Below are 16,092 nucleotides of genomic sequence, written 5' to 3' on the forward strand. Positions count from 1 at the left end.
TCGCGAACCTCATACGCCGTTGGTTTCTGCGCTGTTGCACGAGGCACGCGCATTGGCTCTGAGCATGAATATGGTTTGATAGAAATTTTCTATCGCCCAACGAGACTGAGGTATTGATAATGCCACGCATCTTTGATCTATTTCGGGATGTGGGGAGAAACAAGGGAGGGCGTTGCACGATATGCAAAGCGCAAGTACCGATATCGCCAGCAGAGCGATAGGCATTATCGATCAACTAAAGGGCAAAGAAGGCCCGCTACTTCCGATTATGCACGAGTTGCAGGGCGAGTTCGGCTATGTTCCACCGGAGGCGCTGCCGTTGATTGCGCAGGCCCTCAACATTTCCCGCGCCGAAGTACACGGCGTTTTTACATTTTATCATGATTACCGCGATCATCCTGCTGGCAGGCATGTTCTGAAGCTTTGCCGCGCTGAAGCGTGCCAATCCATGGGCGGCGATGCGCTTGCCGACCGGGCGCGCCAGCTTCTCGGGATTGATTGGCATGGTACGACCACCGATGGTGCGGTGACGCTTGAGCCGGTCTATTGCCTCGGCCTTTGTGCCTGCGCACCTGCCGCGATGCTTGACGACGAGGTGATTGGACGTCTCGACGCCGAGCAGCTCGAGGAAATCGCGGCGGAGGTGCGGCTATGACAATCACTTTTTACGTTCCACGCGATTCCGGCGCCTTGGCGCTTGGCGCCGAGAAAGTCGCCAGAACCTTGCAGGCTGAAATCGACACACGCAACCTCGATGCGCGAATCGTCCGCAATGGCTCGCGCGGCATGTATTGGCTGGAGCCGATGGTCGAGGTCGAAACGCCAAACGGCCGTATCGCCTATGGCCCGGTCAAGGCCTCCGACGTGGCGGCGCTGCTTGACAATGGCATGGCCGAGGGCGGGGTGCATCCTCTCTGGCTCGGCCTCATCGATCATCACCCCTTCCTCGCCAAACAAACACGCCTGACCTTTGCCCGTTGCGGCATTACAGATCCCGTCTCCCTCGAAGATTATCGTGCCCATGATGGCCTAAAAGGTCTGGAAAACGCTCTCAAGCTAACGCCTGCCGAAATCGTGGCCCAGATGACGGAGTCTGGCTTGCGCGGTCGCGGCGGTGCGGGTTTCCCGACTGGTATCAAATGGAAGACGGTTCTCGAAACCACTGGTTCGCAGAAATATATCGTCTGCAACGCCGATGAAGGGGATAGCGGTACTTTTGCCGATCGCATGATCATGGAGGGCGATCCCTTCGTGTTGATCGAGGGCATGACCGTCGCTGGCATCGCCGTCGGCGCAACGAAGGGTTACATCTACACGCGCTCTGAATATCCGCATGCCATCGCTGTCATGAACGAAGCGCTGGAGATCGCTCGTGAGGGCGGCGTGCTTGGTTCTTCTGTGCTTGGGTCGTCCTATGGGTTTGACATTGAAGTCCGCGTCGGGGCGGGGGCTTATGTCTGCGGCGAGGAAACCGCGTTGCTGGAAAGCCTCGAAGGCCGCCGCGGCATTGTTCGCGCCAAGCCACCGCTGCCAGCGCATAAAGGCCTTTTTGGTAAGCCAACCGTCATCAACAATGTCATCTCTCTGGCTTCCGTTCCTGTCATCCTCGATAAAGGCGCTCCCTTCTATAAGGATTTCGGCATGGGTCGTTCCCGAGGCACCATCCCGCTGCAGATCGCCGGCAACGTCAAACATGGCGGGCTCTTCGAAGCTGCCTTTGGTCTCACACTCGGCGAAATCGTCGACGATATCGGTGGCGGCACGGCCACAGGACGTCCGGTCAAAGCTGTGCAGGTCGGTGGCCCGCTCGGCGCCTATTTCCCGCGCGAGCTCTTCGATACGCCCTTTGACTACGAAGCCTTCGCCGCAAAGGATGGCCTCATCGGTCATGCTGGTTTGGTGGTTTTCGATGACAGCGTGGACATGCTGAAGCAGGCGCGTTTCGCCATGGAATTCTGCGCGATTGAATCCTGTGGCAAATGCACCCCCTGCCGCATTGGTTCAACACGCGGTGTCGAAGTCGTCGACCGTCTCTCGGCCAATATCGAGCCTGAAAAGCAGATCGAGGTTTTGACCGACTTGTGCAATACGATGAAGTTTGGCTCGCTCTGCGCGTTGGGCGGTTTCACGCCTTATCCGGTCATGAGCGCACTCACCCATTTTCCTGAAGATTTCCGCCCCGCGCCAATCGCCGTAGCGGCGGAATAGGAGCTGTTTCATGTCTCTCATTGAAGAAATCGACTACGGTACGCCGAAATCTCTTTCCGAAAAGATGATCACGCTGACCATCGATGGCAACGAGGTCACTGTGCCCGAAGGCACTTCGATCATGCGCGCCTCCATGGAAGCCGGTATCAAGGTTCCAAAGCTCTGCGCCACCGATATGGTGGATGCGTTCGGCTCTTGCCGCCTCTGCCTGATCGAGATTGAAGGCCGCAATGGCACGCCAGCCTCCTGCACTACACCAGCAATGGAAGGGCTGGTCGTCCATACGCAGACGCAGCGTCTGAAGAATATCCGCAAAGGCGTCATGGAGCTTTATATCTCCGATCACCCGCTTGATTGCCTTACCTGCGCAGCCAATGGCGATTGCGAACTGCAGGACATGGCAGGTGCGGTTGGCCTTCGCGATGTGCGTTATGGCTATGAGGGCGATAACCACGTTTTCGCCAAGGCAAATGACGTTGCCAATGATCGCTGGATGCCGAAGGATGAGTCTAATCCCTATTTCACCTACGATCCGGCCAAGTGCATCGTCTGCTCGCGCTGCGTGCGTGCCTGCGAGGAAGTGCAGGGAACCTTTGCACTGACCATCGAAGGCCGTGGTTTTTCCAGCCGCGTTTCGCCAGGCATGCATGAAAATTTCGTCGACAGCGAGTGTGTTTCCTGTGGAGCCTGTGTCCAGGCTTGTCCAACCGCAACGTTGACCGAAAAATCCGTCATCGAAATTGGTCAGCCGGAACATTCGAAAGTCACGACCTGCGCCTATTGCGGCGTCGGCTGCTCGTTCAAGGCCGAGATGCGCGGTGAAGAGCTGGTCCGCATGGTGCCCTGGAAGGACGGCAAGGCCAACCGTGGCCATTCCTGCGTCAAGGGTCGCTTTGCTTACGGCTATTCAACCCACAAGGACCGCATTCTCAACCCGATGATCCGCGAGAAGATCTCGGATCCATGGCGCGAAGTCACGTGGGAAGAAGCCTACAAGCACGTTGCCAACGAATTCCGCCGCATCCAGTATCAGTATGGACGCAATTCCATCGGCGGTATCACGTCGTCCCGCTGCACCAATGAAGAGACATATCTTGTCCAGAAACTGGTGCGCGCCGGTTTTGGTAACAACAATGTCGATACTTGTGCCCGCGTTTGCCATTCGCCAACGGGTTATGGCCTCAGAACTACATTCGGTACTTCCGCAGGCACGCAGGATTTCGACAGTGTCGAGCACACCGACGTCGTGATGATTATCGGCGCCAATCCGACCGATGGTCATCCTGTCTTTGCTTCCCGGTTGAAGAAGCGGCTGCGCAAGGGTGCAAAACTGATCGTCGTCGATCCGCGCCGCATCGATCTGGTGCGTTCACCCCATGTGGAAGCTGCACAACACCTGCCCTTGCGTCCCGGTACCAACGTTGCTGTTGTCACCTCGATGGCCCATGTGATTGTTACTGAAGGGCTTTTCAACGAGAAGTTCATCCGCGAACGTTGCGATTGGGACGAGTTCCAGGATTGGGCAGCCTTCGTTTCTTCTCCAGAGCATAGCCCGGAAGCCATCGAACAGCTGTCGGGCGTAAATCCCCAGGCTTTGCGCGAGGCGGCACGGCTTTTCGCAACCGGCGGCAATGGCGCGATCTACTACGGTCTTGGTGTCACAGAGCATAGCCAGGGCTCGACAACGGTTATGGCTATCGCAAACCTCGCCATGGCGACCGGCAATATCGGCCGCAAGGGCGTCGGCGTGAACCCGTTGCGCGGCCAGAACAATGTGCAGGGTTCCTGTGATATGGGTTCCTTCCCGCACGAACTTCCCGGTTACCGTCATATCTCCGATGAATCGACGCGCGATATCTTCGACAAGCTCTGGGGCGTGAAGCTGCAGGACGAACCCGGCCTTCGCATTCCGAATATGCTGGACGCAGCCGTTGATGGCACCTTCAAGGGCATCTACATTCAGGGCGAGGACATCCTTCAGTCGGACCCTGATACCAAGCACGTCGCTGCCGGTCTTGCCGCCATGGAATGCGTCGTCGTGCACGACCTCTTCCTGAATGAGACCGCCAACTACGCCCATGTTTTCCTGCCCGGCTCTACCTTCCTTGAAAAGGATGGCACATTCACCAACGCCGAGCGCCGGATCAATCGCGTGCGCAAGGTTATGAGCCCGCTCAATGGCTACGCCGATTGGGAAGTTAYGCAAAATCTCGCAAATGCCATGGGACTTGGCTGGAGCTACACCCATCCTTCCGAAATCATGGACGAAGTCGCGTTGACGACTCCGAGTTTCGCCGGTGTAACCTACGACCTTCTCGACAAGGAAGGATCGGTTCAATGGCCGTGCAACGAAAAGGCGCCGTTGGGAACGCCCATCATGCATATCGACAGCTTTGCGCGTGGCAAGGGCAAGTTCATCCGAACCGAATATGTCGCGACGGACGAGCGAACCGGACCACGCTTCCCGCTGCTTCTCACGACGGGACGCATCCTCTCGCAATACAATGTCGGGGCGCAGACACGCCGCACGCATAACGTCGTCTGGCACGAAGAGGACCGGCTCGAGATCCACGCCCATGACGCCGAGCAGCGCGGCATTCGTGATGGCGATTGGGTGAAGATCACCAGCCGCGCAGGCGAAACCACCCTGCGCGCGCTGATCACCGATCGCGTATCGCCGGGTGTTGTCTATACGACCTTCCACCATCCGACGACGCAGGCCAATGTGATCACCACCGATTTCTCCGATTGGGCGACCAATTGTCCGGAATACAAGGTCACGGCGGTGCAGGTCGGCGCCTCGAACGGTCCGAGCGACTGGCAGATCGAGTATGACGAGCAGGCGCGCCAGAGCAGGCGGATTGCTCCAGTGCTGGATGCCGCGGAGTAACCATGCCCGAAAAGCGCCCCGCACTGCTTGTCGTTCCGCGCATCACCCGCCGCCGCAAAGGGGCGGGGGAGGTCTACGCGACAGACAGCAGGATGGTGCCCGAAGAAACTCCGGTCGCCTTCAGTTACAACGGCACCACCCATGCGGTTATGATGGCGACGCCAGCCGACATGGAGGATTTCGCTGTCGGCTTCAGCCTGTCAGAGGGCATCATTTCGCAGCTTGGCGAAGTCAGCGAAATCACCGTCGAGGAACATGACGAGGGTGTCGATATCCAGATCGTGCTTGCAGGTGAAGCGGGCCAGGAACTGACGGATCGCCGCCGCCGCATGGCTGGACCTGTCGGCTGCGGCCTTTGCGGCATCGAGTCGATCGAGCAGGCGTTGAAACCCGTTGCTTCGGTCGATAGAGTCAAACTCAAGCTGACGCCGGATGAAATCGCGGACGCGGTCAAGCTGCTCTCGCAGGTTCAGCCGTTGCATAGTGAAACCGGCGCAGTCCACGCCGCCGGATTCTATGTTCCGGGCAAGGGCATCGTTGCAGCGCGCGAAGACGTTGGCCGCCACAATGCGCTGGACAAGCTGTCCGGGGCTCTCTGCCGTTCTGGTGTCAAGGGTAAGACTGGCGCGGTCGTCATTACCAGCCGCGTCTCCATTGAAATGGTGCAAAAAGCGGCGATCGTCGGCGCTCCGATCCTGATCGCCGTATCGGCGCCGACAGCCTTGGCGATCCGAACCGCGCATGCCGCGGGCATGACGCTTGTAGCGCTTGTGCGCGGTGATGAATTCGATGTATTTACTCGCCCAGAGCGCGTCCCCGCCGCTTTGGCCCAGCTGGATACAAAAGCGGCGGATGTGCTTCCCAAGCCGAATCCCGATCCGGCTGCATCGACTCTCGTTCAAAGTCCCACTGTAAGATTGGTGCAATATGGATAGTGAAAGCCACAAATCGACGGCGACAAAGCTCGTCTATATGGCCAACCAGATAGCCACGTTCTTCCATACACAGCCGAAGGATGAGGCGGTGGCAGGTGTTGCTGACCATATCAACCACTTCTGGGAGCCACGCATGCGCGAGCAGTTCTTCGCGATCCTTGAACAAGAGGATAACGGCTTTGATCCGCTGGTGGTAGAAGCTGCAAAACACATCCGCAAGCCTGGGCCGGTTCCGGCCTGATTACCAAGCAGGCGATAGTCTAATTCATATAGCCGCAATATCTAAATCGGTGACCTAAGTGGCCTCTCATTCTTGGTCATTGATTGCCGAATAGCCTGCCTACGACAAGAACAAACGGAAGCCACAGAAGCAGGAATAYGACATAGGGTGCAGAGCGCGTAATATAAGGCTCGTAGTCGGCCTTCGTATTTTTGTCGTCCCTCAGCATTTGCCCCCCTGCAACGTTCGTGTCTTCAGGCCAAAATGTTAATCCGGCCAAGCAACTATGCAGCAAGCGGTGTTGGGCAACAATAGCTCCGCGGTCGTCAAAATTCATTATGAAGCAAGGTGTTACGTCCAATATGCTTTAGGGCCTCGCTGCTCAAAATCATTAGAGTTTTATCAATAAAGTTAATGTTTTCCGAATGCAGTTGTAATCAGTTTGTCTTCTTGATAGGCGAAACAGCAGCATCGCCTACCCTCCGCAAGGTCCCCATGCTTCGTCGATTCATTGGGCAAGAACCCAGTCCGCTCACCGGCATTGCCCTGGCCGCGCTCGGCTATTCACTTTTTGCTATTCAGGACGCGCTGGTGAAGTGGCTGGTGGCAGACTATTCGGTGCCGCAGATACTGTTCATGCGCAGTGTTATCATCGTCATCTTTGCCGCAATCATGGTGCGGCATGAGCGGCATCCGTCGATCCTGAAGAGCCCGCACAAGCGATCGCTCGCTATTCGCGCGGCACTGATGCTCGGCGCATGGCTCTCCTATTATTCCGCGGCGCGCCACCTTGGGCTTGCGGAAATCACCACCATGTATTTCTCCGCGCCGGTGATGGTTGTCATCCTCTCGATCTTTGTTCTGAAGGAGAAGGTGGGACTGGTTCGCTGGATCGCGTCCATCGCGGGATTCGTGGGGGTGATCCTCGCAGCAAATCCGGCGGAAACACCCGATCTCGTGCCAGCGGGAATGGTACTGTTTGCCGGTTTTTGCTGGGCGTGGAGCGTCATTCTCGTGCGCCTCGTCAGCCGTAGCGAAAGCACCTTCAACCAGATGATGGCAACGAGTTTCCTTTTCGCCGTTGTCTGTGGGGCGATGCTTCCATGGTTATGGAAAACRCCGAATTTCAACGGCTGGATGTTGATGATCAGCCTTGGCCTGGTGGGCTCAGCCGGACAATATTTCCTCTATGAAGGGTTCCGCTACGCCCCGGCGTCGGCTCTTGCGCCCATCGAGTATAGCGGTCTCATCTGGGCGTTTCTTTACGGTTATCTCATCTGGCATGAGGTGCCGCAAATAAACGTCTTCCTTGGCGCAATCCTCATCGTGGCCTCAAGCCTCTCCCTCGTCTGGTGGGAACGGCGCATGGCAATGGTGGCACGACGTTTGACTGTGTAGCTGCGCTATTGCCTGCATACGGCGCGCGGATCGAATGGCAGATCGGCCAGCTGATCGAGGTCCATGGCCTGTAATGTCGGGTGCGCAAGTGGATCCCTTTGCCAGCTGGACTCAGCATCTCCGGACTCGATTTGCCCGCCGCAGAACCGTGCTATCTGGGCTCGGAGCAGAAAGAAAATCTTCATCGCCTGACTCCCTTGTGTTCAAATATGCGCTATTCTGTTCAGGATACGCGATATTTGCAATCCAGATTGGCGAGACCTTCGTAAAGAAAATCTTCATGAAGAATTTAAACAAGGTCCATCTCAACGGTTTAAAGGCACTAGAGGCGATCGGACGTTTGGGTTCACTGCCGAAGGCCGCGGAGGAACTCGGCGTATCGGTCAGCGCGGTCAGCCAGCAATTGATCCGCACCGAGGGCCAGGTTGGACGCGCCATCTTTGAACGAACGCGCGGCGGGCTGGTGGCGACGCCATTTGGCAAAGGCTTTCTTGCCCGGCTGGAGGAGGGCTTTCAGTCACTGTCAAAGGCCGTCGCAATGGCCGATGGGACCGATCAGACTCTGATGCTTTCCGTCGCTCCCACGTTCGCCTCGAAATGGCTCGTTCCACGCCTTGGCCGTTTGCGCAGTGCCCATCCGGATCTCAAAATCCGCATCGATCCTTCACCGGGCATCGTCGATCTGAAAAGTTCGGACATCGATCTCGCCATCCGGCTTGGAAAGGGCGATTGGCGGGATGGCGCTCAGGAACGGCTTCTGCCGCAAAGGATGTTTCCGGTTTGCACGCGGAATGTGGCTCTCAGGTTGAAACGACCTGCCGACATCTTCAATCAGCCGATCATCTGTTATGACAATCCGATGTTCAGCTGGGATGATTGGCAGGCTGCGGCTGGTCTCGAAGGACCGCTGCCTTTCGATGGGACAACTTTTTCCGATCCATGGCTTGGCCTTGAAGCCGCGATCAGCGGGCAGGGCATCATGCTCGCCTGGGACCTGTTTGTTGAAGATGCCTTGGCGGACGGCAGGCTGGTTGCGCCTTTCCCCACACGCGTACCGTCTTCCGTGGGTTATTGGTTAATCACACCAAATAACCGCAAACCAAGCCAACAGACGCTGCACTTCCAACGTTGGATTCGTAGCGAAATCGAGCGGGAGAATGCAACTGGATCGCATGATCTGTTGACAAGTTATACCGAAGTTTGAACAGTGCCCCCACACCAAAATAGTGGCAGTGGGAGGACTTTATGTCTCTGCGTTCGGTCATCGGCTTTTCGGCCTTCCTTGTCACTCTTTTCACTCTTTCCGCGCCGGTTGGCGCGGCGGAAATGAATCGCGATGTCGTTACGACGAAGGACGGCGATTATTTCGGTTTTGACCYGCGTACGGAACAGGATGTCACCCAGGATCAGTGCGAGCTGGTCTGTCTCGCCGACCAGTCCTGCAAGGCATTCACCTACAACCCTAAGGTGAAGTGGTGTTTTCTCAAATCGGATTTCAATCAGCTGAAATCGGCGCCGGGTTCTATTGCTGGCAAGGTTGTCGAGACCGCCGATGAGCCCGATATCGGCGCGCCGCCAAAATTGCAATTCGTGTCCGATCAACTCGCGCAGGATGCACGGCAGGTCAAGGCAAGCCTGAACCTCACCGACGATCAGAAGGCGTTAGGTGCCGATGGTCTCGTCGCGGCCGGACGCACCGAGGTTGCCAAGGGTAATATCGAGAACGCTCTCAAAGCATTCAGAGGCGCATTGGCAGTTACACCCGACAATGGCCCGCTCTGGATCGAGACGGCACGTGCGGCGAACCGCGCCGAGAAAAATACCTATATCGCCGGACAGGCGGCGCTAGCCGCGCTCAACGGTTATCAGTTGACGCGAACGACGCAAAGCCGCGCAGATGCGCTGGCAGTGCTCGGCGATGCGCTGCAAAATTCCGAAAACTATCGCGCCTCGCTCGAAGCGTACAAAGCCAGTCTTGCCCTCGTCAACGCCAAGCCGGTTGAGGCGGCCTATCTGGATCTCAGGTCGCGGCAGGGCTTCCGCGTCACCAATCATACGATCGACGCGGATAGCGTTAACCCTCGCGCATGCGTCCAGTTCTCGGATCCGTTGGTGAAAATGGGCACGGACTATACGCCGTTCGTGACATTGAACGGAGCTGCCCCGAAAGCACTGGAGGCCAAGGGCAGCGAGATCTGTGTTGAAGGCCTTGAACATGGCCAGCGCTACAAGCTCGCCMTGCGTCCTGGGCTGCCATCGGCGGTGGGCGAATCCCTCGAAGCGCCCGTCGATCTTGATATCTACATCAAGGACCGCTCCGCCATGGTGCGCTTTACCGGCGACAGCTTCGTGCTGCCGAGCACCGCGCGTCGCGGCATTCCAATCGTTTCGGTCAATACGACCAGCGCCAATCTCAAGCTCTATCGCATCGGTGATCGAGGGCTTGCCCCGCTTCTGACCAGTTCGCAATTCCTGACGCAGATGGATGGCTACAGCGCCCAGCGTCTGCAGGACGAATCGGGTGAGCTTGTCTGGCAGGGCACGATCGATCTTCAGTCCGAACTCAACAAGGATGTCGTCACCAGTTTCCCAGTCGATGAAGCCTTGCCGCAACGCAAGCCGGGCGTTTATGTCCTGACTGCCGTCTCGCCTGATGCAAAGAGCAATGAATGGGATGCCCAGGCGACCCAGTGGTTCGTCGTCTCCGATATCGGCCTCACCACCTATGCCGGCAATGACGGGCTCAATGTTTTTGCTCGCTCGCTTGCCTCGGCGCAGCCGCTCATCGGTGTCGAGCTTCAGCTTCTTGCCAAGAACAACGAGATACTTGGTACTGCGGTCACCGATACCGAAGGCCGCGCTACATTTACAGCCGGGCTGATGCGTGGCACTGCAGCTACCGCTCCTGCAGTCATCACCGCCAAGAATGGCGATGCGGACTATGTTTTCCTCGACATGACCCGGGCGGGCTTTGATCTTTCGGATCGTGGCGTCACCGGCCGTCCCGCGCCGGATGCCATCGATATTCTGGCTTGGACCGAACGCGGTATTTATCGCGCCGGCGAAACGGTGCATGCGTCCGCACTCGCCCGGGATAACGCCGCCAATGCCGTCGAAAAACTGCCGCTGACATTTGTGTTCAAGCGGCCGGACGGCGTGGAGGATCGCCGTATGGTCAGTGACGGCGCAAATCTCGGCGGGCATACACTTGATCTGGAGTTGCAAGCCAACTCCATGCGCGGCACCTGGACGATGCAGATATTTACCGATCCGAAAGAGTCGCCAATTGCAGAAAAGCAATTCTTGGTTGAGGATTTCGTGCCAGACCGGGTTGAGTTCGATCTGACCAGCGACGCCAAATTCATCGAAATCGGCAAGCCGACACCAGTCAAGGTCGACGGGCGCTTTCTCTATGGCGCTCCCGCTGCAGGGCTGGAACTTGAAGKCGAAGTCGCGGTGAAGCCGACACATGAAAGCGCTGATTTCAAGGGTTATCTCTTTGGGCTCGCCGATGAGGAGGCGAGTGAAAATACGAGCATGTCGCTCGAAGATTTGCAGCCACTGGACGAGAACGGCAAGGCGACGTTCGATGTATCGGTGGCAGATGCTCCGTCCACCACGCAGCTTCTCAACGCTAATGTGGTCGTTCGCATGCAGGAAGCAGGCGGCCGTGCCGTAGAGCGTACATTGACGCTGCCGGTCAAGCAGCAAGGCTCGATGATCGGCATCAAGCCGGAGTTCTCCGGTGCTCTCGCCGAAAACTCCGTTGGCAAATTTCATGTCATTGCCGTCGATGAGAATGGCCAGAAACAGGCCATGCAGGGGCTCCAGTGGAAACTCATCAACGTTGAGCGCAACTATCAGTGGTACCGCGATGGCAGTTCATGGAAATACGAGCCGATCCTTTCGACCAAGCAAGTTGCGAATGGGGTGATCGACACAACGGCGGATGGCGCTGATATTTCGGTCCCGGTTACCTGGGGTCAGTTCCGTCTGGAGGTGGAAACCGCCGCTGCTGATGGCCCCGCCTCAAGCGTTGAATTCGATGCCGGCTACTATGTTGCAACCACTTCCACCGAAAYGCCTGACGGTCTCCAGATCGCTCTCGACAAGGAAAACTATGCCCCCGGTGAAACGGCGAAATTGAAGGTCTCGCCACGTTTTGCCGGCGAACTGCTGGTGACCGTCGGTGCGGAGAACTTGCTGGTGACGAAGCGCGCCAGCATTCCGGCCGAGGGTGGCGAAGTCGATATTCCTGTTACCGCTGACTGGGGTGCGGGGGCTTACGTCACGGCCACGTTGTTTCGTCCGGGTGACGCGCAGGAAACCCATATGCCGATGCGCGCCATCGGCGTCAAATGGCTCAACGTCAATCCGGGCGATCGCAAGCTCGCCGTAAAGCTGGATACGCCGCCGAAGACCGAACCGCGCAAGCCGATGAACATTGCACTTGAGGTTACTGGCGCCGGTGCGAACGAGGGCGCTTTCGTCACCGTGGCTGCAGTGGACGTCGGTATTCTCAATCTTACCCGTTATGAAGCACCGAATCCGGACGGCTGGTATTTCGGCCAGCGCCAGCTCGGTCTCGAGATTCGCGACCTTTACGGCCGCCTGATCGATGGCTCGCAGGGTGCAACGGGCAAGCTGCGCACTGGTGGCGATGGTGCGCAGATGCCGATGCAAGGCAGCCCACCCACCGAAAAGCTGATCGCCTTCTTCTCCGGGCCGGTCAAGCTGGACGCACAGGGTAAGGCCAGTGTCAGCTTCGATATTCCGCAGTTCAATGGCACGGCGCGTGTCATGGCAGTCGCGTGGTCGAAATCGGGTGTCGGCCATGCCACCTCCGACGTGGTCATTCGTGATCCCGTGGTCGTCACGGCGAGCTTGCCAAAATTCCTTGCCCCTGGCGATAAGGCCGCGTTGCGGCTCGATATCGCCAATACCGACGCGCCGGCAGGCGACTATCAGGTGCAGGTCACCAGCAATCCTGCGGTGACGGTCGATCAACCGGCCGCGTCACAAACCATCAATCTGGCTGCGGGTGGTAAGGCAAACCTTACCTTGCCACTGACGGGTAATCAGCCCGGCGACGGGGTCGTGTCGGTCAAGTTGTCGAATGCAGCTGGTCTCTCGCTCGAGCAGACCTTGAATGTCCCCGTCCGGCCGGCGACCCTGCCGATGACTGTGCGCAGGCCGATCAAGCTTGGGCCCAACAGCAGCCTCAAGGTAGACAGCGAATTGCTGGCTGGCAGCGTCTTGCAGGGGGCCTCGGTTAGCCTCAATGTCACCCGCTCTGCCGCCTTCGATATTCCGGCCTTGCTGATGACGCTGGATCGCTACCCCTATGGTTGTGCCGAACAGACGACCAGCCGAGCCCTGCCACTGCTCTATATGAGCGATCTCGCCAGGCAGTCTGGAATTGCCGACGACGGCGAAGTGCAGAAACGCGTGCAGGAAGCGATCTACCGTGTCCTGTCGTATCAATCCTCTGCAGGTAGCTTCGGCCTGTGGGCTCCGGGTTCGGGCGACCTCTGGCTAGATGCCTATGTCACGGACTTCCTCACCCGTGCTCGCGAACAGAAATACAACGTCCCGGAACAGGCTCTCGTACAGGCGCTTGAAAACCTGCAAAACTCGCTGAGCTATGATGTGAACGTCAAGGATCAGGGCAATGAGATTGCCTATGCGCTCTACGTTCTGGCGCGTAACCGCAAGGCGGCCATTAGTGATCTGCGTTATTACGCAGAYACGAAATTCGGCGAGTTCCCGACGCCGTTGTCACGCGCGCATCTTGCGGCCGCCTTGTCGCTTTATGGCGATGCCCAGCGTTCGCAAAGCATTTTCACCAATGCCCTGCAACAGGCGACCACCGTGACCAATGTCAGCTTGGTCCGTTCGGACTACGGCTCCTCGCTGCGGGACGATGCCGCTGTTCTGGCGCTTGCTGCCGAGAGCCGGCCGGTCCCGCCCATCATCCCGCAACTGTCGAAGATCGTTGCCAACGAATGGGAACACAAGACCTATACGAGCACGCAGGAGCAAACATGGATGCTGCTTGCGGCGCGTGCTGTTCAAGATGGCGACAGGGATCTGCAGCTCGACATCAATGGCGCTGCCCATAGCGGAGGCTATGCGGCGCGATTGACCGGCGATGAACTTCTTGCCCAACCGGTGACCATCACCAATGCGACCGCCGAACCCGTGTCGGGAGTGGTGACGACGGTGGCATCTCCGTCGCAGCCGCTGCCTGCCGGCGGCGATGGTTTCAACATCGAGCGCACCTATTACACGCTCGATGGCAAGGAGGCCAATGTCAGCCAGGCCAAGCAGAACGAGCGCTATGTGGTTGTTCTGAAAGTGACCGAGAACAACAACTGGCCGTCGCGTGTGCTGATCACCGATCTTTTGCCTGCCGGTTTCGAGATCGACAATCCCGGTCTCGTTAACAGCGCCAGCCTGTCGAATTTCGACTGGATCGGCGAAGTGGAGGCAGCGCACACGGAGTTCCGCAGCGATCGTTTCGTCGCCGCCTTTGACCGGGCGACGGGGGACAATGGCGAAATCACGCTGGCCTATGTAGTCCGCGCGGTAACACCCGGCACCTATGACCATCCGGCGGCCAACGTCGAGGACATGTATCGTCCGCAGTTCTCCGCGCGTACGGCAACCGGTCGCATGGAGGTCGTCGCAGCACAATAATGTGGTCCACACGCAAACTCTGCATGGGTGTCTCGGCCAATCTTGTGCTGGCTACGGTGCTTGCGTTTGGCCTCGACCTGGCCGACCGTGCCTTTCCACCGCCCTTGGAAACGGCGAGGGAGGTGTCGACTGAAGTCCTTGATGCGGATGGGCAGTTGCTGCGCGCCTTCGCGACCTCCGAAGGCCGCTGGCGGCTCGGCACGACAGCAAAGGATGTCGATCCGCAATTCGTTCGTATGCTCATCGCCTATGAGGATCAGCGCTTCTGGCAGCACCGGGGCATCGACCCCGTAGCGCTTGCGCGTGCCGCCGTGCAGCTTGTCAGCAATGGCCGGATTGTATCCGGCGCCTCGACGCTGTCCATGCAGGTTGCCCGGCTGATTGAGCCGCGCGAAGGCAGATCATTCACGGCGAAGCTTCAGCAGCTGGCCCGCGCCCTGCAAATCGAGCGTCGTTTGAGCAAGGCCGAAATCCTCGACCTCTATCTGTCACTCGCGCCCTATGGCGGCAATCTCGAAGGGGTGCGCGCCGCAAGTCTTGCCTATTTTGGCAAGGAGCCGCGTCGCTTGACTGTCGCGCAGTCCGCTCTGCTCGTCGCTTTGCCGCAATTGCCGGAAAGACGCAGGCCCGACCGCAACCTCGCTCTGGCCGAAGCGGCGCGTGGGCGCGTTCTACACCGAATGGCAGTCGAGAAAGTTGTGGGTGAGGGCGAAGCCGAGCGGGCCGGTCTTGCACCAATTCCATCGCGGCGTTTGCAATTGCCAACCTATGCAGCACATTTGGCGGAGGCCGCCCAGCGCAAGGAGCCGTCAGTCAGACGGCATCTGACAACGCTGCACCGGCCGATCCAGCAGGGATTGGAGGCGGTCGCCAGAGACGCAGCGGGCAAGCTCGGTCCCAAGGTGTCGGTTGCCATGATCATGGCGGACGTGCGCACCGGGGAGATCGTCGGCGAGGTCGGATCGGCGGATTATTTCGATGCAAGCCGCTCGGGATGGATCGACATGACCCGGATTAATCGCTCGCCGGGTTCGACGCTCAAGCCGTTCATATACGGACTGGCCTTCGAGGATGGCCTGGTCAGCCAGGAAACCATCATCGAGGATCGGCCCGCCGACTTCTTCGGCTACCGGCCACGCAATTTCGATATGAGCTATCAGGGCGATGTCAGCATCCGCCAGGCGTTGCAATTGTCGCTGAACGTTCCGGCGGTCCGTTTGCTCGACGCCGTCGGTCCGGCGCGGCTGATGATGCGGTTCCGCCGCTCGGAAGTCCGGCCGGTGTTACCGCCGAATGAAACACCGGGCCTCGCCATTGGTCTTGGCGGTGTGGGCATTACGCTCAAGGACCTCGTTCAGCTCTATGCCGGCCTTGCTAATCGCGGCAGGCCAATGCAACTCGGCGATGGAATTCAGGACAAACCCGGCTCGATCGAGGGCGAGCCGCTGCTTGAACCGGTGGCGGCGTGGAACGTTGCGGATATTCTCTCCGGTGTCATGCCGCCCCTCGGATCAGGTCAACGCGGCATCGCCTACAAGACTGGCACAAGCTATGGGTATCGCGATGCATGGTCGGTCGGTTTCGATGGCAATTATGTTCTCGGCGTCTGGGTTGGCCGGCCAGACAATGGCGCAGTGCCGGGGCTGACTGGCTTCGGCTCGGCCGCGCCGATCCTGTTCGAAGGTTTCGCGAAATCCGGCGTTGCCATTACGCCTCTGCAGCCCGCTCCAGCTGGCGCTACC

10 protein-coding genes and 1 pseudogene are annotated in these 16,092 nt (G+C 58.4%); 10 read left to right on the forward strand and 1 reads right to left on the reverse strand.

The window, feature by feature from the left end; translation table 11 throughout:
* The 7 genes and pseudogenes from ACXJ5O_RS06310 to ACXJ5O_RS06340 all read left to right on the forward strand — a co-directional run.
* Positions 1–107: pseudogene (locus tag ACXJ5O_RS06310) on the forward strand (LysR family transcriptional regulator); the annotation flags it as partial.
* 74 nt (positions 108–181) lie between these two features.
* Entirely contained in the window at positions 182–655 is a 474-nt protein-coding gene (locus ACXJ5O_RS06315) for a formate dehydrogenase subunit gamma (RefSeq protein ID WP_457299144.1), read from the forward strand.
* Positions 652–2,208 (forward strand): formate dehydrogenase beta subunit, encoded by a 1,557-nt coding sequence (locus tag ACXJ5O_RS06320; RefSeq protein WP_457299145.1) that lies wholly within the window; start codon positions 652–654, stop codon positions 2,206–2,208. The genes ACXJ5O_RS06315 and ACXJ5O_RS06320 overlap by 4 nt, the downstream gene beginning before the upstream one ends.
* A 10-nt stretch (positions 2,209–2,218) precedes the next feature.
* On the forward strand, positions 2,219–5,098 hold the full coding sequence (gene fdhF / locus ACXJ5O_RS06325; protein ID WP_457299146.1) for a formate dehydrogenase subunit alpha: 2,880 nt from the start codon (positions 2,219–2,221) through the stop codon (positions 5,096–5,098).
* 2 nt (positions 5,099–5,100) lie between these two features.
* Positions 5,101–6,033: a formate dehydrogenase accessory sulfurtransferase FdhD gene (gene fdhD, locus ACXJ5O_RS06330; RefSeq protein ID WP_457299147.1), complete on the forward strand. Its 933-nt coding sequence runs from the start codon at positions 5,101–5,103 to the stop codon at positions 6,031–6,033.
* The gene (locus ACXJ5O_RS06335) at positions 6,026–6,274 is read left to right on the forward strand and encodes a formate dehydrogenase subunit delta (RefSeq protein ID WP_271892907.1); all 249 of its coding nucleotides are present in this window, start codon (positions 6,026–6,028) and stop codon (positions 6,272–6,274) included. Before fdhD ends, ACXJ5O_RS06335 begins: the two co-directional genes overlap by 8 nt.
* Positions 6,275–6,748: 474 nt before the next feature.
* Complete coding sequence (locus ACXJ5O_RS06340) at positions 6,749–7,651, forward strand: DMT family transporter (protein ID WP_457299148.1); 903 nt, start codon at positions 6,749–6,751, stop codon at positions 7,649–7,651.
* A 5-nt stretch (positions 7,652–7,656) separates the two neighbouring features.
* On the opposite strand, the gene ACXJ5O_RS06345 is transcribed toward ACXJ5O_RS06340, so the two are convergent.
* Entirely contained in the window at positions 7,657–7,836 is a 180-nt protein-coding gene (locus ACXJ5O_RS06345; RefSeq protein ID WP_457299149.1) for a hypothetical protein, read from the reverse strand.
* A 95-nt stretch (positions 7,837–7,931) separates the two neighbouring features.
* On the opposite strand from ACXJ5O_RS06345, the gene ACXJ5O_RS06350 reads away from it, so the two are divergent.
* The 3 genes from ACXJ5O_RS06350 to pbpC all read left to right on the forward strand — a co-directional run.
* A complete protein-coding gene (locus ACXJ5O_RS06350; RefSeq protein ID WP_457299150.1) occupies positions 7,932–8,855 on the forward strand; it encodes a LysR substrate-binding domain-containing protein in 924 nt (307 codons plus the stop codon).
* Positions 8,856–8,896: 41 nt separating this feature from the next.
* A complete protein-coding gene (locus tag ACXJ5O_RS06355) occupies positions 8,897–14,350 on the forward strand; it encodes an alpha-2-macroglobulin family protein (protein ID WP_457299151.1) in 5,454 nt (1,817 codons plus the stop codon).
* A gap of 23 nt (positions 14,351–14,373) precedes the next feature.
* Positions 14,374–16,092 (forward strand): penicillin-binding protein 1C (pbpC, locus tag ACXJ5O_RS06360; RefSeq protein WP_457299152.1); only part of this gene is annotated, 1,719 nt, incomplete at its 3' end.

The sequence above is a fragment of the Phyllobacterium sp. P5_D12 genome, from assembly GCF_054049495.1.